The 23,921-nt window shown below is 37.8% G+C and carries 19 protein-coding genes; 12 read left to right on the top strand and 7 right to left on the bottom strand.

Features of this window, described 5'->3' with window-relative positions; genetic code table 11:
- Positions 1-153 precede the first annotated feature (153 nt).
- Positions 154-2,811: a beta strand repeat-containing protein gene (locus tag GAB14E_RS09775; protein WP_033082722.1), complete on the top strand. Its 2,658-nt coding sequence runs from the start codon at positions 154-156 to the stop codon at positions 2,809-2,811.
- Between the two features lie 133 nt (positions 2,812-2,944).
- Here GAB14E_RS09775 and GAB14E_RS09770 read toward each other — a convergent pair whose 3' ends face one another.
- Positions 2,945-4,051, bottom strand: a complete 1,107-nt coding sequence (locus tag GAB14E_RS09770; RefSeq protein WP_033082723.1) for an arginase family protein — start codon at positions 4,049-4,051, stop codon at positions 2,945-2,947.
- Positions 4,052-4,468: 417 nt separating this feature from the next.
- Between GAB14E_RS09770 and topA the strand changes: the two genes are divergently transcribed.
- Positions 4,469-7,174, top strand: a complete 2,706-nt coding sequence (topA, locus tag GAB14E_RS09765) for a type I DNA topoisomerase (RefSeq protein WP_033082724.1) — start codon at positions 4,469-4,471, stop codon at positions 7,172-7,174.
- Between the two features lie 92 nt (positions 7,175-7,266).
- Here topA and GAB14E_RS09760 read toward each other — a convergent pair whose 3' ends face one another.
- Both GAB14E_RS09760 and GAB14E_RS09755 read right to left on the bottom strand, forming a co-directional pair.
- Positions 7,267-7,635: a ribosome recycling factor family protein gene (locus GAB14E_RS09760; protein WP_033082725.1), complete on the bottom strand. Its 369-nt coding sequence runs from the start codon at positions 7,633-7,635 to the stop codon at positions 7,267-7,269.
- A gap of 60 nt (positions 7,636-7,695) precedes the next feature.
- Positions 7,696-8,466 (bottom strand): hypothetical protein, encoded by a 771-nt coding sequence (locus GAB14E_RS09755; RefSeq protein ID WP_033082726.1) that lies wholly within the window; start codon positions 8,464-8,466, stop codon positions 7,696-7,698.
- Between the two features lie 277 nt (positions 8,467-8,743).
- Here GAB14E_RS09755 and cysB point away from each other — a divergent pair, with 277 nt between their 5' ends.
- A complete protein-coding gene (gene cysB / locus GAB14E_RS09750) occupies positions 8,744-9,718 on the top strand; it encodes an HTH-type transcriptional regulator CysB (RefSeq protein ID WP_033082727.1) in 975 nt (324 codons plus the stop codon).
- Between the two features lie 55 nt (positions 9,719-9,773).
- On the opposite strand, the gene GAB14E_RS09745 is transcribed toward cysB, so the two are convergent.
- Together GAB14E_RS09745 and trhP are read right to left on the bottom strand one after the other, a co-directional pair.
- The gene (locus tag GAB14E_RS09745) at positions 9,774-10,019 is read right to left on the bottom strand and encodes a YfhL family 4Fe-4S dicluster ferredoxin (RefSeq protein ID WP_033082728.1); all 246 of its coding nucleotides are present in this window, start codon (positions 10,017-10,019) and stop codon (positions 9,774-9,776) included.
- An 86-nt stretch (positions 10,020-10,105) separates the two neighbouring features.
- Positions 10,106-11,491, bottom strand: coding sequence for a prephenate-dependent tRNA uridine(34) hydroxylase TrhP (gene trhP / locus GAB14E_RS09740; RefSeq protein ID WP_033082729.1), 1,386 nt, complete (start codon positions 11,489-11,491; stop codon positions 10,106-10,108).
- A 263-nt stretch (positions 11,492-11,754) separates the two neighbouring features.
- Between trhP and GAB14E_RS09735 the strand changes: the two genes are divergently transcribed.
- Positions 11,755-12,597 carry an HDOD domain-containing protein gene (locus tag GAB14E_RS09735; RefSeq protein WP_033082730.1) on the top strand — a complete coding sequence of 281 codons (843 nt, stop codon included), beginning with the start codon at positions 11,755-11,757 and terminating at the stop codon, positions 12,595-12,597.
- Between the two features lie 90 nt (positions 12,598-12,687).
- Here the strand turns inward: GAB14E_RS09735 and rdgC are convergent, their stop codons facing one another.
- Together rdgC and GAB14E_RS09725 are read right to left on the bottom strand one after the other, a co-directional pair.
- Positions 12,688-13,611, bottom strand: coding sequence for a recombination-associated protein RdgC (rdgC, locus tag GAB14E_RS09730; protein WP_033082731.1), 924 nt, complete (start codon positions 13,609-13,611; stop codon positions 12,688-12,690).
- Between the two features lie 74 nt (positions 13,612-13,685).
- Positions 13,686-15,428 carry a sensor histidine kinase gene (locus GAB14E_RS09725; RefSeq protein WP_033082732.1) on the bottom strand — a complete coding sequence of 581 codons (1,743 nt, stop codon included), beginning with the start codon at positions 15,426-15,428 and terminating at the stop codon, positions 13,686-13,688.
- Between the two features lie 270 nt (positions 15,429-15,698).
- On the opposite strand from GAB14E_RS09725, the gene GAB14E_RS09720 reads away from it, so the two are divergent.
- From GAB14E_RS09720 to GAB14E_RS09685, 8 genes are all read left to right on the top strand, one after another.
- Positions 15,699-16,724: a porin gene (locus GAB14E_RS09720; protein ID WP_052093740.1), complete on the top strand. Its 1,026-nt coding sequence runs from the start codon at positions 15,699-15,701 to the stop codon at positions 16,722-16,724.
- A gap of 227 nt (positions 16,725-16,951) precedes the next feature.
- Positions 16,952-17,659: a phosphate regulon transcriptional regulator PhoB gene (gene phoB, locus GAB14E_RS09715; protein ID WP_033082733.1), complete on the top strand. Its 708-nt coding sequence runs from the start codon at positions 16,952-16,954 to the stop codon at positions 17,657-17,659.
- Between the two features lie 32 nt (positions 17,660-17,691).
- A complete protein-coding gene (gene phoR, locus GAB14E_RS09710; RefSeq protein WP_033082734.1) occupies positions 17,692-18,996 on the top strand; it encodes a phosphate regulon sensor histidine kinase PhoR in 1,305 nt (434 codons plus the stop codon).
- A 104-nt stretch (positions 18,997-19,100) separates the two neighbouring features.
- Positions 19,101-20,063, top strand: coding sequence for a PstS family phosphate ABC transporter substrate-binding protein (locus GAB14E_RS09705; protein ID WP_033082735.1), 963 nt, complete (start codon positions 19,101-19,103; stop codon positions 20,061-20,063).
- 219 nt (positions 20,064-20,282) lie between these two features.
- On the top strand, positions 20,283-21,212 hold the full coding sequence (gene ispH, locus GAB14E_RS09700) for a 4-hydroxy-3-methylbut-2-enyl diphosphate reductase (protein WP_033082736.1): 930 nt from the start codon (positions 20,283-20,285) through the stop codon (positions 21,210-21,212).
- A gap of 510 nt (positions 21,213-21,722) precedes the next feature.
- Positions 21,723-22,292: a type IV pilus modification protein PilV gene (gene pilV / locus GAB14E_RS09695; protein WP_052093741.1), complete on the top strand. Its 570-nt coding sequence runs from the start codon at positions 21,723-21,725 to the stop codon at positions 22,290-22,292.
- A 23-nt stretch (positions 22,293-22,315) separates the two neighbouring features.
- Complete coding sequence (locus GAB14E_RS09690) at positions 22,316-23,332, top strand: PilW family protein (RefSeq protein WP_052093742.1); 1,017 nt, start codon at positions 22,316-22,318, stop codon at positions 23,330-23,332.
- 32 nt (positions 23,333-23,364) lie between these two features.
- Complete coding sequence (locus tag GAB14E_RS09685; protein ID WP_231562050.1) at positions 23,365-23,853, top strand: PilX N-terminal domain-containing pilus assembly protein; 489 nt, start codon at positions 23,365-23,367, stop codon at positions 23,851-23,853.
- Positions 23,854-23,921 lie beyond the last annotated feature (68 nt).

The following is a 23,921-nucleotide window of genomic DNA, read 5'->3' on the forward strand; positions in this document are numbered from 1 at the left end:
TTTTATTCATTATGTTTCTAAGGGGATAAAGTTACAATTTGGTTAACGAATTAAGCAAATGTAATTTTTTTCTAATAATCAGTACCTTTTTGTTATTTATCGGTTAATATGGTTTATTAAGTATTATTAAAAAAAGAAACTGAGGATGCTTTTATGCAGTTACTTCGACGTTTAAGTTTTACCATGTTACTAATGTCAATGATGACACTTGTGGCGTGCGGTGATGGAGATGGTGACCTTACAGGTGACGGTACAACACCAACTGAAGAAATAACATTAACCATGGCAACGTCTGATGGTGAACTATCAGCAGCTAATGATATTACCATTTCTACAACGGTTGCTAATAATGGTAAGGGTGTGGGTAATAAAACAGTTACTTTTAGCTTAGCGGTTGTAGGCTCTGCTACATTTGATCCGATTGCAGGAACAGCAACAACGGACGCTAATGGTGTTGCAACAATAGTGGTAAAAGTAACCGATATGAAAGGCTCTGTAAATGTTATCGCAAGCTATGAAAGCACAGTTAATAATATTAGCTTTGATAGTGCTGGCGATGGCGAGAGTACAGGTGGTTCATCCGGTGGGGCTAAAATTAGTATTGAAAAGTCTGAGGGTGATTTATCGGCAGCTAATGATATTATTATCTCGGCTAGTATATTAGCAAATGACACTAATGAAGGAGTGGCAGGACAACTTGTTACCTTTACCCTAAATGACTCGGCCATGGCAACTCTTGACCCTGCTATAGGAACCGCGGTTACTAATGATTCAGGAATAGCTACAATTACTGTTAAAGTAACTGATGTTGCGGGCGGTGTTGAAGTAACAGCTAGCGTAGGAACTGATTCTAATCTAGCGGTTACTAGTGTTAGTTTTACCAGTGTCGGTGATGGTGTGAAAGTAGTTGAAGGTGAGCCTAAAGCTGCCTCTATTAGTTTATTTGCTAGTTCACAACAATTAGCTTCAAGTGGCTCACAATCTATTGTATTGACCGCCATTGCAAAAGACATAAATAATAACTTGCTTGAAGGCGTTACCATTAACTTTTCAACTGATTCTGGCGCGCTCGGAAAAATACTTGATGAGAATGGTGCTAGTTCGAGTAAAACAGGACCAGATGGTAAAGTTGCTATGACATTATCCACGCTGGATGAACCGAGCAATAGACTGATTACGGTAACTGTTCTTACTGGCGATATTTCCGATTCGTTAGAGATAGAAGTGGTGGGAACTACCTTGACTTTAACAGGTACAAGCTCTTTAGCACTAAATGATGAAGCAAGTTATATTATTAATGTTTTAGACTCGGATGGTAATGGGGTTGCAAAAACAGCTGTTGCTATTTCATTGTCTGGTATATCAACTGAAACCCCTGCGGGCAACGTAGCTGATATTACGCTTCCCACTACTAGTAGTGTTACTACCGATAATGAGGGTCAAGCGACCTTAAAAGTAACTGGTACTACTGGAGGGACGAACAGTCTTATTATAAAGGCATTGAATGCAACAACAATTCAAAACGTTTCAGTTCAATCAGACTCTTTCTTATTTACTCGTTTTACCAATGGTACAGACACAGTAAACCCTTCTAATACGCCAATTGTTCCAGATGTATCCTTAGCTCAAACTGCTTCGGCGACGTTAACATGGCTTAGGGATGGGGCTGTCGTTGCTGATGGCACCTCTGTTACATTTACCACAACCCGTGGTGTGTTATCCGTTAACTCTGCAACAACAATAGATGGTAAAGTGACTGCAACTTTAACATCAAATGATGCCGGTAAAGCCTTAGTTACTTTAGTTGGCACTGATATTGTTTCTGGCAAAGCTATCGAGTTAACCAACCAGCTAGAGTTCGAATTTTTTGCTAGTACTGCAGCAACGATTAAAGCACAAGCATCACCTAATTCTATTGGTCCTAATGAGCAAACGTCGACAATCTCAGTTGTAGTAAATGATGCGAACGGTAATTTAGTTAAAAATAAAAAAATTAAGTTTGTATTAGAAGATGTTAGTGGCGGTACAATTTTCCCGGCAACAGCTGTGACAGATAGTAATGGTAGTGCTTCCACTATTTATACTTCAAATAGCACATCCGCTAAAGATGCAGTGTCTATAACCGCAGTTGTAGAAGATACTCCAGCAATAACGGATACTGTTAATTTAACTGTTGCTAACCGTGAGCTATTTATAGCTATTGGTACTGGTAATGAAATTGCAGTGCTCGATAATACGGATTATATCAAAGAATACTCAATCTTTGTTACTGATGCGGAGTCTAATGCGGTTGCAAACGTTGAACTCACAGTCTCAGCCATTCCTGAAAATTATTATAAAGGTCAGTGGATACAAGTTTATGATGAAGAAGTTTTTCAAGGGTGGGCGGCAGCAGGACTGATAACACTCGGTCCAAAACCAACGACTGCGGCGGAGAACAAACAAGCGTGTAGAAATGAAGATGCCAATTTTAATGGTATTCTAGATGCCGGGGAGGATGATAATAGTGATGGCGTATTAACACCCGGTAACAAAGTTTCGATAAGTGGTACTTTTGTTACCGATAGCGATGGCCGATCAGTTATTCGTATTATTTACTCGCAAAGTTATGCGCAATGGTTAGATATTAACCTCATTGTTTCGGGTAAAGTTACAGGTAGTGAAGGCTCTGCTCAGACTATATTTACCTTACCGATTGCAGCTGAAGATACTAATCAAGAAGCAATAACACCCCCGCATCAGGGTGTTGGACCTATAGGACCATTTGGTTTCAATAAAGATTGTAGTTTAAGCGTTGCTATTGGAGGCTAATATTGCATTAGCTAAAGTAGTATTTGTTAAAAAAGGCTCCTAAGGAGCCTTTTTTGTATTTATCAACTGAGTACCTATGACTCTATGACTCTATGACTATATAAACACTCAGTGGATAGTTTTTAATAATAAATTACTTTGCCATCTCTTTCAGTAAAAATGCCGAAATTTCAGCACCCACTTTTAAGGTTTTTTCTTGTCCTGCGACGCCTTGGCCACAGCTATCAGTAAAAGGGGCTATCTCCATCATATCAGCACCTGTAATAGGGTACTTAGCTGCTAGGGCGCGTAATATATCCATAGCATCACTTGGCATTAAACCATCAGGCTCAGGTGTACCAGTAGCGCTAGCAAAGCTGTCATCTATGGCGTCAATATCAAAACTTACATACAACTCATCAATGTTTTCATCTTTAAGTTGTGCAAAGATGTTTGATATCGTTTTTTCGATACCTTGACTTTTAATATCTTTTGCCCAATGCTGCCTTACGCCAAAAGTATCTTCCCAGTGACTTTGTGGTCTACCACTAGAGCGAATACCTACTTGAATTAAATGATGCTTTTCAGGTAAGTCATCTAAAATATGGGTACACCAAGAGCCAAAACATAAATCAATACCTAAGCGCTCTACTAATAAGTCGGTATGAGCATCAAAGTGGATTATTGCGGCACGTTTACCTTGTTGTTTTTTGGCTTGTAGGTAAGCTTTGGTTAATGGATAGCTGACACTGTGATCGCCGCCAATACCAAAAATTCCTTTTTCTGGAAACGCAGCATAAAAATCATGCAATACATCTTCAGTGATACTTAATGGGCTAATCGGGTAAGCACTATGTTCATCTTGATAAAGCGCCTTTCTGCAATTGGCTATTGTTGCTTCGTTTAAATACTTGTCAGATAATAAATGTGGGATAACACGCACATCACCTAAATCAAATGCGGTTAATTCAGGGTAAGACTCTAAAAGGGTGGAGCGCAAAAATAATGGACCCCAATTAGCACCACGTAAAATTCCACCGCCACAATCTGATGCTATACCTAAAATAACAGCTTTAGATGCCTCTGGAAGTTGTTTTAATGAAGCTTTCCATAAATCTTCAATACCAACCGCTTGTCCGAAAATAGTTTGATGTAGTTGCTCTTTACGCTCTTTAGCAGTGTTTACCGTAAATACGCCATTACCCGGTGGGCATAAACAATTGCTGAGTTTGTCATAAAGTGTGGATGTTATTGTTGTCATGTAAGGTCTCAGTTAGGTTATAAACTTGGGTTATCAGTGACAGCAGATGACCCCTATACTTTTATTTTTTAAAATTATTTAACATTATGCTCTTATGTTTTATCGTAAAGTCGATTATGATTGCCGCTAATCGTAGGCAAAATGTGACTAAGCGCACAGTGATATCAAATAATGTCTATTATAGCTAAAACCACTAAGTGGGTGAATAGCATTTCCTGTGAAGTAAAATAATTACTTGTCAGTTTGCATATTTATAGATATACCTATAAATAGTTATGCAGAGAATAACTTTAAATAATATGTTTTTTTTATCGCTAGCAGTGTCGTAACAAGTACGCTCGCACTTTGTTGACTAGATTAGCGTCTGAATAAAAAGGCAAAAAATAATTTGCCTTTATCGAAGGATTATAAATTTTTATGGCAAAATCACTGGTTATTGTCGAGTCGCCAGCCAAAGCGAAAACAATTAATAAATATTTAGGCAAAGACTTTATTGTAAAGTCTAGTGTTGGTCATATACGTGATCTTCCGCACAGCAGTACGGGTAAAAAAGTTGCTGCTAAGTCTCCGGCTGAGGTGCGTAAGATGGCACCTGAAGCAAAAGCAAAATACAAAGCTAAGCGTGATAAACAAGCGCTAGTTAATAGGATGGGCATAGATCCCGAGAAAAACTGGGCAGCCAATTATCAAATACTGCCAGGTAAAGAAAAAGTTGTTAGTGAACTGCAAAAGCTGGCAGAAAAAGCTGATGTTATCTATCTCGCAACCGATTTGGATCGCGAGGGAGAGGCGATTGCTTGGCATTTAAAAGAGATTATTGGTGGCGACGATGAAAAATTCCGCCGGGTTGTTTTTAATGAAATAACTGAAAGCTCTATTCAACAAGCGTTTTCTACCCCTGGTGAACTGAGTATGCCAGGTGTTAATGCTCAGCAAGCGCGGCGTTTTCTCGATCGTGTGGTTGGCTTTATGGTCAGCCCACTATTGTGGAAAAAAGTTGCCCGCGGTTTATCTGCAGGACGAGTTCAATCTGTTGCCGTGAAGTTAGTCGTTGAAAAAGAACGTGAAATTAAAGCGTTTGATCCAAAAGAATTTTGGGACATCGCTGTTGATACTCATGCAACGACTGGTGAAGTGTTAATCCTTGATGTTACCCATGAAAATGGCAAAGCTTTTAAACCAACAACTGAAAAAGAGACTAATGCCGCTTTAGCAATATTAAACCCGGCTGATTATGCTGTCAGTAAACGTGAAGATAGACCGTCAAAAAGTACACCGTCGGCACCTTTTATTACTTCGACATTACAGCAAGCAGCCAGTACTAAATTAGGCTATGGCGTTAAACGCACTATGGGTTTAGCTCAACGTTTGTATGAAGCGGGTCATATAACTTATATGCGTACCGATTCAACCAACTTGAGTAAAGACGCTGTAGAAACGTGCCGCAAATATATTGCTGATAGTTTTGGTGAAAATTACTTACCAGAAAAAGCAAAAACATATGGCTCTAAAGCTGGTGCACAAGAGGCGCATGAAGCAATACGCCCATCAAATGTTAAACTTGAGGCTGCATTTCTTGAAGGTATTGAACCTGATGCGAAGAAGCTTTATGAGCTTATTTGGCGTCAGTTTGTTGCCTGTCAAATGACAGCAGCGCGTTATACAGTTAGTACCTTAACGATTAGCGCCGCTAACTTTGATTTAAAAGCTAAAGGACGAGTGATGCAGTTTGATGGTTGGACTAAAGTTCATCCACAGCTAAGTAAAGGTGATGATACTCACTTGCCTGATTTAAAAGTGGGGGAAAAACTCACCTTAGATAACATTGAGCCAAGCCAACACTTTACTAAACCACCAGCACGTTTTGGTGAAGCATCATTAGTAAAAGAGTTAGAAAAACGTTCAATTGGTCGACCTTCGACTTATGCTTCAATTATTTCAACGATTCAAGATCGTGGTTATGTTCGATTAGACAAAAAACGTTTCTACGCTGAAAAAATGGGTGAGATTGTTACTAACAGTTTATCTGGCAGCTTTGAAAAGTTAATGAGCTACGAATTTACTTCGAACATGGAACAAGAGCTTGATGAGATAGCAGGTGGTACTGCTGATTGGAAAGCTGTTTTAGATGAGTTTTATAAAAACTTTACCAAACAATTAGCAAAAGCAGACCAACCATCAGAAGATGGTGGTATGCAAAACAATGAGCCAGTATTAACCGATATTGATTGCCCGACCTGTAATCGTAAGATGGGTATACGAACTGCTCAAACCGGCGTGTTTTTAGGTTGCTCTGGTTATGCATTACCGCCAAAAGAACGCTGTACCAAAACCATGAATTTAACCGCCGGTGAAGAAGCCGAAAGTGTTTTAGCAGAAGATGCTGAAACCGAAGCGCTTATGGCAATGCGTCGTTGTGATAAATGTGGCACCGCGATGGACAGTTACCTGATTGACGAAACACGTAAGTTACATGTTTGTGGTAATAATCCAGTATGTGATGGCATTGAAGTTGAAAAAGGTGAATTTAAGATTAAAGGTTACGATGGTCCAATTTTAGATTGTGACCGTTGTGAATCGCCAATGGAGTTAAAATCTGGCCGTTTTGGAAAGTATTTTGATTGTACTAACGAAGAGTGTAAAAATACCCGTAAGTTATTAGCCAGTGGTGAAGCTGCGCCACCGAAAGAAGACCCGGTGCAATTGCCTGAGCTTGAGTGTGAAAAGTCCGAAGCCCACTTTGTTCTTCGTGATGGCGCGGCCGGTATTTTCTTAGCCGCAAATACCTTCCCTCGCTCAAGAGAAACTAGAGCGCCGAAAGTAGCTGAGTTACAAAGGTTTAGAGATAGAATCTCAGAAAAATTCTATTACTTGGCTGATGCACCAGCAGAAGATAATGAAGGTAATTTATCCGTAGTTCGTTACAGCCGTAAAACTAAAGAGCAGTACGTAATGACGGAGATTGCCACTGATGAGGGCAAGCCAAAAGCAACGGGTTGGACTGCAAAGTACATTGATGGTAAATGGGTAGAGGATATTCCTAAGCCGAAAAAGAAAGCAGTTAAGAAGCCTGCAGCAAAGAAGGCAAAAGTAAAGAAAAAAGCGAAAGATCCAGCTGAGTAAATTCACTCTGAGCAGGTCAAAAAAAATAGATACCCTTTGGTATCTATTTTTTTGTCTGGGGTATTATTAGGGATAGCGCTAATCTAAGTGCTCTAATCAATGCCCTCTAATGCATCTAATACCTTTCTTGCTTGGGCCAATGTACAATCTGTTTTAGCCATTAAGGCGGTGATCGTAATTCCGCTCATGGGGCTTGCTAACGCTAAAAGGCTTTCGTGACTTAAATGTTGATACTCTTTTCGGAGTAGTTTAACGAGCCAGAACCAGCTTTCTTCTTGCTCTTGTTCAATAAATTCAATTATGGCTTGTATTTGACTGAAGTTGGCTTTTAGTTGCCAGTTTCTAGAGCGACCAATACGGCTTAAACCACAACCTAATTGTTTTATATGAGCTTTCAGGGCGTATGCTTTCAATGTTCGTCTAACAAAGCTTGGTAAGTTTATGGCGTTAATTATTTCCACTGGGATTAGGGGCTTAGATAGTTATAAGAAAGCCAGAAATATTCTGGCTTTGACGAGAGGTTACCATTTTTTCTTCGGTTGGAATAATAAATCCAATTCGTCTTCTTCACTTTTAGCTTTTTTCGCGGCATCTTTCGCATTGGTATGTTTTAAAGCATCGGTAATATCTTCTAATTGCTGAGTAATATCAGCTTGTTTCGCGGTAACATAATCATTTTTGACTGGGCTATTTGCTAAACTTTGCAAGGCCTTCTCAAAGTATTGTCTGGCTGAGCCAAGCATTTCTTTATTAAATGCTTGAGTACCCCGCTTGACTAAACTTTCAATGTTGATTTTTAATTGCATAGCCGCTAATTTTTGGTCTTCAGCGGTAAAGGTTTGTGCATCTAAAGCACCTTTACTTTGCTCTGACTTAAGCACGACTCTCAATTTTTTAATACATTGTAAAATGCCAACAAGCTGTTGTTCATTATCAGGCAAGGTAAAGCTATCTTCCATACCAGATTGGCTTTCAGCCAGATCTTCTGAGGCTTTTAATCGAGACGTTAATTCTTGTACTCTTTTTTTAATGCCTTTTACTTCAGGCATCAGCTCTTGCATAGTTTTAGCTGCATTTAAACTGCGGCGGTTTAATATTTTCACAATATTAGGATTGCTAGGTAAGTTAGCTAAATTAAAAATGAGCTCTTCGCTTTCATCAATAATTGCTTTTTGCTTAGAAACTTTTACACGCTTTTCTGCTTCTAATTTTTCTTTATGTTGTTGAATAGAGCTAACAACAACAACAATGACAATTAAGGCAATAATTAAACCAACAATAATAGCGACCATCTAAGACTCTCTTGAATAAATTAACTGCTAAACAGTCTACAAAAATTGTTATGTTTAGCATAGAGCTAGTTGCACATTTGGCTTAAAAAAAGCTCGGAAAATAACAATTGTGTCTACAGTATAACTAAGTGAAAAATATTTTTACCAAATTTAATAATAAGTGGATAATTATATTTACAAAAAGTAAAAATATAATGGAATAAATGTTCAATTAAGTATATTATTTTGGCATAAGAAGGCCACAATTCGCATTTATTAATGCTACTTGAGTATTTATATGAAATTACAGCAATTGCGCTACATAGTTGAAGTGTTAAATAACAACTTGAATGTTTCTGCTACGGCAGACAGTTTATTTACCTCCCAGCCAGGCATCTCCAAACAGGTGAGAATGCTTGAAGATGAATTAGGTATTCAAATTTTTGGCCGTAGTGGTAAGCATTTAACTCATGTTACAGAGGCCGGACAAGATGTTATTGACATCGCAACCAAAATTCTTTCAAAAGTAGAAGGTATTAAGGCTGTTGCCAGAGAGCATACCCAACCTGATGAAGGTAAGTTACGCATAGCTACTACGCATACTCAAGCACGTTATGCCTTACCAGATGTAATTCAAGGTTTTATTAAAAGATACAGTAAAGTGTCTTTGCATATGTCACAAGGGACACCGGCACAAATAAGTGATGCAGCAGCTAAAGGTGATGCAGATTTTGCTATCGCCACCGAGTCATTACATTTGTACAACGACCTGGTAATGTTACCTTGTTATCACTGGAATCGAAGTATTATTGTTCGTCCAGATCACCCGTTAGCTAAAAAGCAAAGTATTACTATAGCTGATATTGCGAAGTACTCGCTAGTTACTTATGTTTTTGGTTTTACCGGTCGTTCGGAACTTGATGCGGCTTTTGATAGCGCAGGGGTAAAACCAAAAATAGCCTTCACAGCTACTGATGCGGACGTTATTAAAACTTATGTGCGTCTAGGGGTTGGGGTTGGGGTCATTGCTTCAATGGCAATTGACCCACGTATCGACAGTGACCTTGTTGTGATTGATGCAAGTCACTTATTCAAAGCAAGTACAACTAAGATAGGTTTTAGACGAGGCAGCTTTTTACGTGCCTATATGTATGATTTTATTCAAAGATTTGCTCCACACTTAACTAAAGATATTGTCACTCGAGCTATGTTATTAAAGAATAATCATGAAGTTGATGAGTTTTTGAAAGATATAGAATTACCCACTCGATAAAAACCATATAACTAGAGCAATACTTACTTTTTGCTCTAGTTATAAATACATCAAATTAGCCATGTAAGTTAATAAACTTCGTTAACAAATCATCTTCACTTTCGACATTCTCTGCATCTGGTTTTACACAGTCAATAGGACAAACACTTACACAAGTAGGCTTTTCATAGTGGCCTATACATTCTGTGCATTTATCTACGTTTATTTCATAAACTTTAGCGCCAAGGGTGATTGCTTCGTTAGGGCATTCAGGATCACACATATCACAGTTTATGCAGCTGTCTAAAATCTTTAATGCCATATTGTTAATTTCATGTACTTAATGAGATGTTATTAATCGCCGGTATAGTCATCATTATTATCATCGTTGAATTGCAATTATTTAGTTTATTTGTTCTGTGCAAAGGGATGACGCGTAGTGCCACCTTCATCTAAATAGCGCATGATAATGCCAAAATCTAGTGTTAGCTCTGTATCAAGTTCAATAGCTACTTTATGGCCAGAGCCTTTAGCATCAGTGATAACTTCACCTGTTTTACTGTTAATCATATAAGTTAAGGTAAAAGTGTGGTTTCCTGCTGGTGTCATTAGTTCAAGTTGGTCGCCGGTAAGGAACTTATTCTTAACGTCAATTTCAATCAAGCCATTTTCCTGATTTAGCCCGAGTACTTCGCCGACAAATTGCTGAGTATCACTCTTTGAATAGCCATATTCATAGTTTTGAGTATCGCCGTGGCGGTGACGCTGCAAGAATCCTTCAGTGTATCCACGATGTGCTAGGTGCTCTAAATCAGTATTTAAGCTTGGGTTAAATGCTCTATCAGCTACTGCATCGTCAATGGCTTGGCTATAAACTTGCGCGGTTCTTGCGCAGTAATAAAATGATTTAGTTCGACCTTCAATTTTTAATGAATGCACACCCATTTTAACTAAACGTTCTATATGTTCAACAGCGCGTAAATCTTTAGAATTCATGATGTAAGTGCCATGCTCATCTTCAAATGCAGGCATATACTCACCAGGGCGACCTTGCTCTTGAAGTAAAATAATATCGTCAACAGGTTTTTCTGGTGGTAGTAACATGTCCTTTTCAGGCGTATAAATATCAACATTGTCAGGCTGAATTGCGATAATATCACCGGTTTCAGTTTCTTTTGCTTGATGAGTATCATACTTCCACCGACAAGAATTTGTGCAGGTTCCTTGGTTCGGGTCTCGTTTATTGATATAACCAGAGAGCAAACAGCGGCCAGAGTAAGCCATGCAAAGTGCGCCATGAACAAACACTTCTAGTTGCGTTTCAGGACAATGAAAGCGGATATCTTCAATTTCATCTAGAGAAAGCTCTCTGGATAATATTACCCGTTCTACGCCTTGTTGCTGCCAAAACTTGACAGTGGCCCAATTGACCGCATTGGCTTGCACTGATAGGTGAATTGACGTGTCAGGAAAATTTTCTCTAACAAGCATAATTAAACCGGGATCGGACATAATTAATGCGTCTGGTTTCATGGCAATAATAGGTGCTATATCTTTAAGGAAAGTTTTTAACTTGCCATTATGTGGCGCAATGTTATTAACTAGATAGAATTTTTTACCTATTTGGTGGGCTTCATTTATTCCTATTTGAATGTTTTCTAAACTGAATTCATTATTTCTGACACGTAGAGAGTAGCGCGGTTGGCCTGCATAAACAGCATCAGCACCGTAAGCAAATGCATAACGCATGTTTTTTAAGCTGCCAGCGGGAGAAAGAAGTTCAGGTTTGATCATGGGGTACTCAAATTAATGAAGGAATGGATCGAAAAATCAGCGGCAAATTATACTCAATAGCTATTGGCTCTGCCATTTCGAATTAAGGCAAGCATGATCTAGATCAACGTTTACTCTGTACTTGCCAGAAGCGCGGTGAGGACAAGCTGCATATGATAAATAACTAATTTAGCTATTAGCTTGAAAAACATTAAGAAAACATATTACTTTTAAAAAAATGTGCTACTTTTAAAAGTAAGCACAATAAAAATAAAGGTGGATTTATGGCAACTGAAAATGCCCTGTATACTATTTTGACAGAGAAGATTAAACAAGACACTCTTGTACTCCCGACACTACCTGAGGTTGCCTTAAAAGTAAGAAGTGCTGCGGATGATCCCGATATTAACTTAAATCATATGAGTGATATTATTGCTCAAGACCCTGCTTTATCTTTAGGTATGCTAAAAGTTGCAAACAATGCTATTTTGGGACGTAGTGTGAAAGTTGAAACAGTGCCACAAGCAGTAACACGTATTGGCTTAAGACAAATTAAAAGTATTGCAACGGCAATGGCAATTGAACAAGTCTTTGTATCACATAATGATGTTGTGACTATGTACATGAACAAGGCTTGGCTTAAAACTATTGATATTGCTTCTGTAGCAATTAGCTTGATGGATTTATATCTAAAAAAGCACAAACATACATCGCTTTCTCTTGATACTATTACCTTGGCGGCGCTGGTCCATAATATTGGTGTTTTACCTATTTTAACAGAGGCAGAAAATCACCCTGATGTTTTTGCTAACCCAACATTTTTACAACAAGCCATTATTAAGTTATCAGGACGAGTAGGGGGAGCTATTACTCGTAGCTGGGGATTTTCTGAGGAGTTTACTCTATTGGCTGAAAGCTGGAGTGATTTAACAATCCTACCTACAGAGGTACACTATCTAGACTTCATTCGAGCTGGAGCTATCTATCATAATGTTTTTAAAAACGAGTCAACGAAAGAGGCACTTTTAGGCAGTTATACTAAGAAAGGTCTTTTACCTGAAATAGATTATATGGATTGTGATGAATTTAAAGAAAAATGTGATGCAGTCAGAGCTATGTTTATTTAGCTAGTAGTTCATCGCGATATTATAGACAGTTGTGAAGAAGAAAAGGGCGGAATAAAATCGCCCTTTTTATTTGATTAAATTAAAGCTATGTTAATCTTTTTCTAAGTGATCTGTTGTCTTCATAGAAAATTCAGCCAATAAATCGATAATAAATCGGTTGATCTCCCCAGCCATCAGCGCAAAATCAGCATCAAGTTTAGCAACTACATCATCACTATCAATATCGTCATTTTGTTCGTGTATAACATCAAAAAATTTAAGACGTTTTATCGCTAGATCATCACATAAAATAAATGAGAGTGATTCATCCCACTCAAGTGCTACCTTCACTACATATTTATCGGCATCAAGGTGTGACTTGATCTCATCACCAATAAGATCTTGATTCTTTACCCTAACAATAGCGCCATCATCACCTAATGCGTTAAATTCGGCCTCCATTCCTAGGGTAAACTTACCACCTAAGCTTTGATTATTTAACCAATCAGTCATTGTTTCATCAACACAAATATCTGGATCAAAACTGGTAACAGGGAGAGTGCCAAGGACTTTTCGTAATAAGGCTAATAAATCTTCAGCTTTACCACGTGAACTTGAATTGATAACAATAATATTGTTAACAGGGCTGATGTAGGCATGAGTATCGGTAATACGGGAAAAAGCACGCGGTAATAATTCAAAAGTTATATCTTCTTTGAATTGCTCTTTTTCTTTTTTAGTCGCGCCACGTCCCTGTTCTTGCTCAAGTAGATTTACTTTTTTTTCTACCATATCTTTTATAACTGATGCCGGAAGCATCTTTTCTTCTTTTCGTGCACAGATAAGAAAATTACCGTTTGCAGTATGAACACTCGTGTCACCGTGTTTTCCTAATGCGTTTATCCAGCCAAAATGAGCTATCTCTGTAGAGCCTAATGGAGTAAACAGGTGCTCTGATAAGTGTTTTTCTAAGTCTTTCTCTGACCACTCAAATGGGCGAGTGAAAGCAAAAAAGTAAAGGTTTTTAAACCACATAAGTAAATCCTAGGCTGATAAGGGAGTATTTTGCCGATTATCATACCTGAATTCTATTATTTAGGCAGTAGCTTTTAACTATACCTCATATCTGGAAAAGTCATACTGTAGCTTAAACCTTCATTCTCTTTAGAGGACGCGTCAATGGATCCATTAAGTGTATCTACAATAAGATTTTTTATAATATGAGTTCCTAAACCGGTGCCACCTTTATTTGCTTGAGTTGTATAAAAAGGGTCGAATAACTTCTCAAGCTGTTGCTCATTGACTCCCACGCCGTTATCGCTATAAAGAATTATTAACCTTTGCTGCACCATGCTTATATCGATAGTCATTTCGCCGCGGTTTATATTAGGGAAACCATGGGCGATTGAATTGATAATTAAATTAATGATAATTTGTGCTATGGCGCCAGGGTGGGTATAAATTTCAATATGGGGATCGCAATGAACCTTAATGCAGTGGGTCGTTTTTTTTAGTTTAGGGTGAATAGACTGAATGATCTCATCAAGATATTTAGCAACATTAATTAATCTAACTTTGTCATTGGTTTGATCTACCGCTACTTGTTTAAAGCTGGTAATTAATTCAGCCGCCCTTTGTAAATTATTTAGTAGTAAGTCAATACTCTGTTGTGCATTAACAATAAAGCTATCAATTGTGCGCTTTGACAGCTTTTTCTCATTTATATCTTGCTGTAATTTATTGATGACATCGGATAAATAACTTGTTGAAGTAATACTGATTCCAATTGGTGTATTGATCTCATGGGAAACCTCTGCACTAAGTTGTCCTAAAGAAGACATTTTTTCAGCTTCTAATAATCTATCCTGTGCTTTGCTTAATTCAATTATGGAACTTTTTAAATCTTTGTTTGTAGTGATAAGCGTACTTTCTGTTTTACGCCGACGACTGTTTTCAGCTTCTAATTGATGTTGTTGTTTTAACATTTCTTTTTGCTGAACCTCCATGCGCAATAAAGTACTGCTTAGTGTTGATGTTTTTTTAGCAACTTCTTGTTCTAACAATAAGTTCTGTTCATCTAATTTATCATTGGCTGAATTGGTTTCTCGTTGGGATAGCGCAAGTTTATCTTTAAATTCAATGAGTTCATCAATGAGGTTGTTGTAAGCGTCCTCAAGGATATTTAACTCATCTCTTTCATTATTCATGCTGTGAAACTTAGAGGCTTCTGGATCATGAAGATCAAGTTGCTTCATTTGGTCGGTTAGTTCTTGTAATGGTTCAGTGAGTAACTTGGTGAAAGCTAATGAGAATAGGAAGACTAAAAAAGCCGTTTTTACAATGGCATTACCAATGAGAAAATATATTCCGACCTCAATTCGACTAAATATAACATCATTACTTGACAATAAGGTCACAGTGCCAACGGTAGTTGTGCGCCCTGAAAATTCGAAGATAAGTGGGAATGAATGACCAAATAACCCTTCACTTAGAGAGCTTATACTTTGATGTTCACTATAAGCTTCTTGAGACGTTTGAGCAGGCAGAGTCAGTACTTCACCAAGCTGAGTGATAATGTCATTTGCTTCGTCAGTAACTGTTATTCCCTTAATTAGCGGAATGGCGATTAAGCCTTCTGAAATGTCGACAGCTTGTTTAGTATTTAACTCCCAAACTGCACGAGTTAGACTGCCGCTAATTGTTTTCTGTAAAGTGAGCAACTCACTATTGATGTGACTTTTGGTATTAAAATACTCAGCTATAATTTGCACGCCAGTAACACTGATCGTTAAGATGAAATAAACAGAAAGTACTCTTGTTAGCAGCTTACGCGATATGCTGGTTATTTTCATATCAGTTATCTTTTAGGTAATTTTTAGGAACTTATTGTTAATTCTAGTAAATCATTTTTAAAGTGCGCGAAAAGAACACATATGGTCTAAAATTATAGTACTTATTCTATCATTCTAACTGAAGCATTATTTTAATTAAATAAATAGTATGACCTCTATAAGTATTATTTATGAATATATCTTTACGTTTGTAACAAAACTTTAATAAAGATCTTGTAGAGTACCCACATTAGTTCAATTACTTACAATTAAAATTATTTAGGAACACTTATGAAAGACGTTAAAAGCTGTATAGTATTAGCAGTTTGTTCATTATTGACTATGCCAGCATTAGCAGCAGATAAAGAACCTAGTCAGACCCCCAAAAACAAAGAAGTTATCGATTTTTACGGGAAATTAAATATCTCATTACAAGCAACCGAAGAAAAAGGTGATTCTTTTAATGAGTTAAAGAGTAACGCTTCTCGTGTTGGCGTTAAAGGTAAGTATTATTTAGATAGCGGTTTAACGGCAATCTATAAACTTGAATGGCAAGTTAACGTTAATGATGACACTAAAGATACATTAACTGCTCGTAACCAATGGGTTGGTATAAAAGGTAACTTTGGTGAAGTCACCGTTGGACGATCAGATACTACTTTAAAAGTATCACAAGGTAAATTTGACTTGTTCAACGATTATGAGGGGGACTTAAAACATCTTTTTATTGGCGAAAACCGGGTTGCTGATTCGATTACTTATAAATCACCTGCCTATAATAACCTTCAAATACTGACCAGTTATATTATTTCTGATGACCATGATGCTAGTGATCCTTATTCAATAGGCATATTTTTTGGTGATTTAAGCTTGAAAAAAACCGACTTTTTCTTATCTGTTGCCCATGATGAAAACATGCCTGTTAAATTCAAAGGTGTTGACAGTGAAGGTGAATCAATTTCAACGACTGAACCTCTGGCTAATACACGGGTTACAGGTATGTATAAATTTGGCAAATTACGTTTAGGAGCAATGTTTGTTGATACCGAAGTTGTTACTACCGGAAAGTCCGAAACAGGGTATGCTGCCAATGTCTCTTATAAAATAGGTAAAGTTCTGGCTAAGCTTGAATACCAAGAGTTCGCTGGTGCTGATGCTATTAGTGTTGGCGCAGATTATAAATTGGGTGACAAGACTAAGTTGTATGCTTGGTACACAGATAGGGAAGGTAATGTTGTTGAAGGTAATGACGGTAATTTCTATAAATTTTCTGAAGCTGGTAAATATTTTGCTGTAGGCATGGAGCAAAAATTTTAGACCTTAGACCTTAGATATTAATATGAAACAAAGCCGCTAACTCATTATGTTTTAGCGGCTTTGTACATCTATTAACTTGCTAAATTATCAAGCTTGCTTGATAATTTTCATTTTGTCATAAAACTGTCACTTAACTTCTGCACAATAACTTATCGAGTGTAATTTTTTGTTAATATTCATTAGCAACAGTAGATTACATCAGTTAGCCATATTAATAGGATGTATACATGAGCCGTAAAATTTTAGTTGTTGAGGATGAGACCCCAATCAGGGAAATGATTAGTTTTGTATTAGATCAAAATGGTTTTAATGCCATTGAAGCTTGTGATATAGAGCAAGCCTTAGCTAAAATCCATGAACCTTATCCAGACTTGATATTACTTGATTGGATGTTACCTGGTGGCACCGGAGTTTCGTTGGCAAAAAAGCTAAAGCAAAATGAATATACCCGTAATATTCCGGTAATCATGCTTACGGCCCGTAGTGATGAAGACGACAAAGTAAAAGGCTTTGAAGCGGGTGTTGATGACTATGTCACTAAACCCTTTTCGCCTAAAGAGCTTATTGCTCGGATTAAAGCGGTAATTCGTCGAGTTTCGCCTACCTCTCTTGAAGAGGAAGTTGATTTTCATGGTTTAAAGCTTGATCCTGTTGCCCATCGTGTTGCTATTAATGGCCGAAGCTTAGAGCTAGGGCCGACAGAGTTTCGTTTATTGCACTTTTTTATGACTCATACCGAGCGAGTGTACTCAAGAGAACAATTACTTGATAATGTATGGGGCACAAATATTTATGTTGAAGACAGGACTGTTGATGTGCACATTAGACGCCTACGAAAAGCCATCTCCGGCGAAGGGCATGATGATTTTGTGCAAACAGTTCGAGGAGCAGGTTACCGCTTTTCGAGTAAATTAAAAAAAGTCAGTTCTCTATAACTATACCTCTGTTGGAAAGTAATTAGACAAGCATGCATTTCCGTTTATCTTTTAAAATCATTATATATCGTTTATTCGCCTTATTGACTGTAAGTGCATTGGTAGGCTGGCTATTTGATTATGTGTTGCTAGCCATGCTTGCTAGTAGTATTTTTTTATTAGTTTGGCATTATCATCATTTATTTAAATTAATCAATTGGTTGTGGCGCTCTAAAACACTTTCTCCGCCTCAGGCAAGTGGGGTGTGGGGCTACTTATATGATGGTTTGTATCGTCAAGTTAAGCAGCAGCGTAATAAGCAAAAGCAGTTAAATGAGAAAATTCGCCGTTTCCGTGATGGCGCTGAAGCCCTCCCTGATGCGGCATTAATGTTGTCCAAAGAGCTCACTATTGAATGGGGTAATAAAAAGGCACAACGACTTTTAGGCGTTCGCTGGCCCGATGACTTTGGTCTACGCATAGATAACTTACTTCGAGCGCCTGATTTTTCGGAGTATTTAGCCCATGAAAACTTTGAATCACCTTGTTCGCTAATTTCCCCTATGCACCCTGAAGTGCAGTTAGAAATTAGGATTATGGCTTATGGTAGTGATCATGTTTTGCTATTAGCCAGAGATATTTCTAATATTCAACGGTTAGAGGAAATGCGTCGCGATTTTGTTGCTAATGTCTCTCATGAGTTAAAAACCCCTTTAACTGTTGTACGGGGTTATGTTGAGATGATCCAGGCCTCACAAGAAACATTTGAGCCACATTGGCAAAAAGCATTTCAGACTATTGAAGGTCAGGTTTCTCGAATGGATCGTTTAGTGGAGCAGTTGCTGAATCTAGCTAAAGTGGAAAATAATAGTTATGACGAGAAGCAATCAGTCAATATGGTGCAATTAATTCGCACTTTAGTTGAAGAAATAAATTGGCTTAATCAAGATAAACAACATCAAATTACCCTAGATATCAGTACTGATATTAATATTATAGGTTTTGAAACTGAGCTAAAAAGTGCTTGCGCTAACCTTTTATCAAATGCGATAGCTTATACCCCACCCAATGGTTGTATTGACGTAAGTTGGCAACTATTAGGTAATAAAGCTATTTTTTCAGTTAAAGATAACGGTGATGGTATTAAACCTGAGCATGTGAATCGTTTAACTGAACGCTTTTATCGTATTGATAGATCTCGATCGAGAGATACAGGTGGTTCAGGTTTAGGTTTAGCAATAGTCAAACATGTCTTGCATCACCATCAAGCTGAATTAGTCATTAGTAGCCACTGGGGACAAGGCAGTGAGTTCTCCATTCACTTTGATCAAAGTACCCTGGCTGATACCTCGAGTTAACTTGTTGGTCGTCATAATTGTGTAATATAACTTACATATAATCGTCATATTCAATTCGTATAGTGTTGATAATCAAATCGTTCAAGCTCTTATCGGAGATAACCATGAGTTTAAAGAAAATTATAAGTATTATTAGTTTATCAAGTTTAGTTAGTTTCTCAGCACTGGCACTCGATGAAAATTTACCAGAGTATACTAAGGTCAGTGGTATTTCAGGAAACGTATCCTCTGTTGGCTCTGATACCTTAGCGAATATGATGACCTTTTGGGCTGAAGACTTTAAACGAACTTACCCCAACGTAAATATTCAAATTCAAGCTGCGGGCTCATCTACTGCACCACCGGCTTTGACAGAAGCAACATCGAACCTTGGCCCAATGAGCCGCAAAATGAAAATGCGTGAAATTGAAGCTTTTCAAAAACGCTATGGTTATAAACCGACTAGAGTCAGGGTTGCTATTGATGCCTTAGCTGTTTTTGTTCATAAAGATAACCCATTAAAAGGATTAACTATTGCGCAAGTTGATGCAGTATTCTCAAATAATCGTAAATGTGGGGCAGATAAAGATATTGACCGTTGGGGAGACCTAGGCTTGTCAGGAGCATGGACCGGTAAAGATGTGCAGTTATATGGACGAAACTCGGTTTCTGGAACTTACGGTTACTTTAAGAAGAAAGCTCTTTGTAAAGGTGATTTTAAAAATAGTGTTAACGAACAACCTGGTTCAGCATCAGTTGTACAATCAGTGTCAGCTTCACTTAATGGTATAGGTTATTCAGGCATTGGTTACCGTACTTCTGGAGTTCGTGCGCTACCGCTAGCTAAAAAAGGTTCAACCTTTATTGAAGCGAATATGGAAAATGCTATTTCAGGTAAATACCCACTATCGCGTTATTTATATGTATATGTTAACAAACACCCAAATAAAGCACTGCCGCCAATGGAAGCAGAGTTTTTGAAAATGATTCTTTCCAAATCAGGTCAGAAAATTGTAGAAAAAGATGGTTATATCCCTTTACCTAGCAAAGTCGTTGCTAAAGAGTTTAAGAAATTAGGGCTACTCTAGTTTTAATTTATCTTTAAGTCTAAATAAAGCGAACTCAACCCTGAGTACGCTTTCATCCTTTTCCTCTATTTACTCCTTATTACTGTCATTACCTCTAATACCAAATACCAAATACCAAAAAATTGAATTAATGTTTAGGGTTAAAAGATAGATAATTTTTATATTTCATTGATATAATGTAAGTCAGCTTTTTGTTACTGCTTATTTTGAAGGAAAGGTATGGAAATTATTTTAGCTAACCCGCGTGGCTTCTGTGCGGGTGTTGATAGAGCCATTAGTATTGTTGAACGTGCTCTCGATTTATTTGGTGCTCCTATCTATGTTCGTCATGAAGTTGTCCATAATAAGTTTGTTGTTGATGGCCTTAAGGAACGAGGGGCTATTTTTGTTGACGAACTAAATGAGATACCTGACGATAATACCGTCATTTTTAGTGCTCATGGTGTATCTAAATCCGTTCGAGAAGAAGCAAAAGCTAGAGCGTTAAAAGTATTTGATGCCACTTGCCCCTTGGTAACTAAAGTGCATATGGAAGTATCCCGTGTTAGCCGCAAGAATATTGAGTGTATTCTCATTGGTCATGCAGGTCATCCTGAAGTAGAGGGAACTATGGGACAATATAGCTCAGAGTCTGCGGGTATTTACTTAGTTGAATCACCTGAAGATGTGGCTAAATTAGTAGTTAAAGATCCAGGGAAACTATATTTTTGTAGCCAAACGACGCTATCAGTGGATGATACAATGGATGTTATCGCAGCGTTGCAAGCCAAGTTTCCGCTAATAGAAGGACCCCGAAAAGACGATATTTGTTATGCAACGCAAAATCGCCAGGACGCAGTTCGTGAAATAGCCGATAAAGTTGATCTAATGTTGGTTGTCGGCGCAAAAAATAGTTCTAACTCTAATCGTTTAAAAGAATTGGCAAGTAAAATAGGTGTTACATCTTATTTAATTGATACCGCTGAAAATATTGAAGAAGAATGGTTATCGGGTGTCAATAAAGTAGGGGTTACTGCGGGAGCATCTGCACCAGCAGTGCTAATAAAACAAGTTGTTGAAGCTTTAAAAGGTTATGGTGGTCATCAGGTTATAGAGCATCCCGGTAAAGAAGAAAGCATAGTATTTGCAGTACCTGCTGAATTGCGCTAATCTTAGTTTACTAATTGAATGTAAAAAACTTGTTATGTTGACGCTTTGTTGTGATTTTTATATGCAAAGTGTTAATGTGCAGTTGTCGGTTGATATGTATTAACATAAGCCTACTTCATATTCGTAATATATCATTTTCAGTGATTTAGGATGAATATTAATAAGACTTAAACCGTGAGTAGTCGCTGTACACATTAAAAAATAATGATTAAGTGTTAGAAACTACTCAGAATGAGTTGTGCTGCTATATACATTTTAAAGTCGTAACACGTTCTTTATGTATAGTTGGTGCAGCTAAAAAATGACCATGGAAATGGTAGGGTAGTTATAACATGCAGTTAAAATGTCAAAGAATAAAACCTCAATTTAACCTTGTCGTCAGAAATCTGCGTTGGCCCATTTCTGTTTGCACAAAAATCAGTTTACTGATCTCTTCAATTTGTTTCGTTAAAAATAACCCTCACCCTCCTTACTACCTCCTATGTTTAAACCTTTTATTAAGGAAGGATTATGAATAAATCTCTTTTGCGGTCTTTAACTAATAATACTCAAAAAGGCATGACCTTTATTGAGGTGCTTGTTGCCTTGGTAATAATGGTCACAGGGATATTAGGCGCAGTTGCGATGCAAGTTACCGCCAAACAAGGCAGCTTTGATGCGATGCAACGTTCAATAGCATCAAGTTTAGCGCAAGATATAATTGCAAGGATTAGGGCTAATGATGCTAATAATTTAGCCGCTTATGCTACAAATGGTATAGAAGATTATGGCGTTACGTTGAATCCATTGCCGGCAATAACGTGCAATGGAATTAATGCCCAGTGTACCCCTGCACAGATGGTTACTAATGATATATTTGAATGGGAGCGTGCTTTAGTTGGCGCAGATGTAACTTCAGGCGTACAGAATTCTGGTGGGCTGATTAATGGCCGAGGCTGTGTTTTACGAACCGGCAATGCATTAACTGTTGTTGTTAGTTGGCAAGGGCGAAATGAAATGACTGATAGTCAAAAAAGTGATGGTTGTGGTGCCGCAGGCAAAAAAAGGCGTCAAGTTGTTGTTCAAGCATTTATTATATGAAAATCTCTACTTGTAGGCTAAATATGAATAATCGAAAATTGTCGCGTTTCCGTCCTATCGCAAAAGGGTTTACGCTCGTAGAACTAATGATCGCGCTATCCATTGGTTTAGTACTTTTTGCAGGAGTTATGAGTGTTTTTGTTGGCATGCGTACTACTACTGTTGAAACGTCTAGTTTCGGAGAATTGCAAGAGAATGGGCGCTTTGCTATTAGTGTTTTGACAGATGACTTACTCAGACAGAATTTTTGGGGAGATCTTTCAGGAACATTCAGCCAAAGTAGCTTAACTACCATCCCTGGCGCTCCAGGTAATGATTGCGTTGGTGGAGGGGTGAATAATGCTACTTTCCCTCAGGCAATTGGTCCATTTCGTACTTTATGGGGGCAAACTATAGCTGCAGGAGCGTTAGACCCCTTAGGTTGTTTTATTATGCCAGCAAATACCCAGACAATGGTCGGCTCTGATGTTATTCAGATAAAAAGGGTTATTTCTAATCCTGTTGCTGTACCCGTTGTTGGAAATTATTACTTATCATCAAATTTATCAACCGGTGGTGTTTTTGCTGCAGGAGCCGCTGTTCCCGTCGTTAACAATGGAAGGTTGTGGCAATACCAACACCATGTTTACTATGTTAGACAAGAAACTGTTGGTAATAACCTTGTTCCAGTATTAATGCAGGGACGATTAACTAATCTAAGCATGAACTTTTCTCCAGTAATTGATGGCATTGAAATGATCCGCTTTATGTATGGTGTTGATACCACTACAGATCCTTCGCTACCAGGTTATGGCGTTGTTAATGCCTATATATCTGCAGGTGCTATGAATCAAAATTTGTGGGATAACGCTGGTGGGAGTCGAATTTTGGCTGTTAAAATGTTTGTTTTAGCGAGAGGAGCTTTACCTGATCCGCAATACAATAATACTAATACCTATCAACTTGGTGATTTAGCTTTCCCTGTAAACGATAATTTTAGACGCTTACTTTTTAGCTCTACTGTCACATTGTATAATACAAGTGTGGACTCTTGGCCATAAATAATAAACACGCAATAATGAGCGAGATAATAATGACTAAATTTCATAACAAAGCAAATCAAAAAGGTGTTGTCCTAGTAGTATCACTTGTATTTTTGGTTGCTTTGACAGCTGTCGCTGCAGCACTGATGCAAAATAGTACTACAGATATGAAAATGTCGGGTGCGAGTGAAGAGAAATCTGTTGCATTACAAGAAGTAGTTAGCGCTGTCGATGAGGTAATATTTAATCAAGTAGCCCCCGGTCAAAATAATAGTTTTAGCAGACCCGTGGCAGGTAACTTTCCAATAGTAGATCAAAATATTTTATTACCGGGTACAGCAACATATGCAACCGCCGCTGTAAATGTAGCAAATAATCAATTTAACTTAGATATTACCTGCCCACACTTGAAGTTAGCATCATCTACAGAAGTATTTAGTTGTAACATCTTAACAGTAACAGCTAACCGGAACTACGGCAGAACTGGGCAAAGTAATATTTCAGCTAATTCTGGCATAGCACAACAATTATTAAAATAAGGGAATAGAATTTAACTTCATATTCTCTTTCAACTTAAGTTAATTACATGGTGTCGTACATAGATTTT

Source organism: Colwellia psychrerythraea, assembly GCF_000764185.1.
Taxonomy (GTDB): domain Bacteria; phylum Pseudomonadota; class Gammaproteobacteria; order Enterobacterales; family Alteromonadaceae; genus Colwellia; species Colwellia psychrerythraea_B.

Coding starts and splice junctions, on each gene's coding strand:
- pilV (WP_052093741.1), top strand. CDS start 21,723: ATGAATAAATCTCTTTTGCGGTCTTTAACTAATAATACTCAAAAAGGC.
- GAB14E_RS09705 (WP_033082735.1), top strand. CDS start 19,101: ATGAGTTTAAAGAAAATTATAAGTATTATTAGTTTATCAAGTTTAGTT.
- cysB (WP_033082727.1), top strand. CDS start 8,744: ATGAAATTACAGCAATTGCGCTACATAGTTGAAGTGTTAAATAACAAC.
- GAB14E_RS09745 (WP_033082728.1), bottom strand. CDS start 10,019: ATGGCATTAAAGATTTTAGACAGCTGCATAAACTGTGATATGTGTGAT.
- phoR (WP_033082734.1), top strand. CDS start 17,692: ATGCATTTCCGTTTATCTTTTAAAATCATTATATATCGTTTATTCGCC.
- GAB14E_RS09770 (WP_033082723.1), bottom strand. CDS start 4,051: ATGACAACAATAACATCCACACTTTATGACAAACTCAGCAATTGTTTA.
- GAB14E_RS09735 (WP_033082730.1), top strand. CDS start 11,755: ATGGCAACTGAAAATGCCCTGTATACTATTTTGACAGAGAAGATTAAA.
- GAB14E_RS09755 (WP_033082726.1), bottom strand. CDS start 8,466: ATGGTCGCTATTATTGTTGGTTTAATTATTGCCTTAATTGTCATTGTT.
- GAB14E_RS09690 (WP_052093742.1), top strand. CDS start 22,316: ATGAATAATCGAAAATTGTCGCGTTTCCGTCCTATCGCAAAAGGGTTT.
- GAB14E_RS09775 (WP_033082722.1), top strand. CDS start 154: ATGCAGTTACTTCGACGTTTAAGTTTTACCATGTTACTAATGTCAATG.
- GAB14E_RS09685 (WP_231562050.1), top strand. CDS start 23,365: ATGACTAAATTTCATAACAAAGCAAATCAAAAAGGTGTTGTCCTAGTA.
- phoB (WP_033082733.1), top strand. CDS start 16,952: ATGAGCCGTAAAATTTTAGTTGTTGAGGATGAGACCCCAATCAGGGAA.
- rdgC (WP_033082731.1), bottom strand. CDS start 13,611: ATGTGGTTTAAAAACCTTTACTTTTTTGCTTTCACTCGCCCATTTGAG.
- ispH (WP_033082736.1), top strand. CDS start 20,283: ATGGAAATTATTTTAGCTAACCCGCGTGGCTTCTGTGCGGGTGTTGAT.
- GAB14E_RS09725 (WP_033082732.1), bottom strand. CDS start 15,428: ATGAAAATAACCAGCATATCGCGTAAGCTGCTAACAAGAGTACTTTCT.
- topA (WP_033082724.1), top strand. CDS start 4,469: ATGGCAAAATCACTGGTTATTGTCGAGTCGCCAGCCAAAGCGAAAACA.
- trhP (WP_033082729.1), bottom strand. CDS start 11,491: ATGATCAAACCTGAACTTCTTTCTCCCGCTGGCAGCTTAAAAAACATG.
- GAB14E_RS09720 (WP_052093740.1), top strand. CDS start 15,699: ATGAAAGACGTTAAAAGCTGTATAGTATTAGCAGTTTGTTCATTATTG.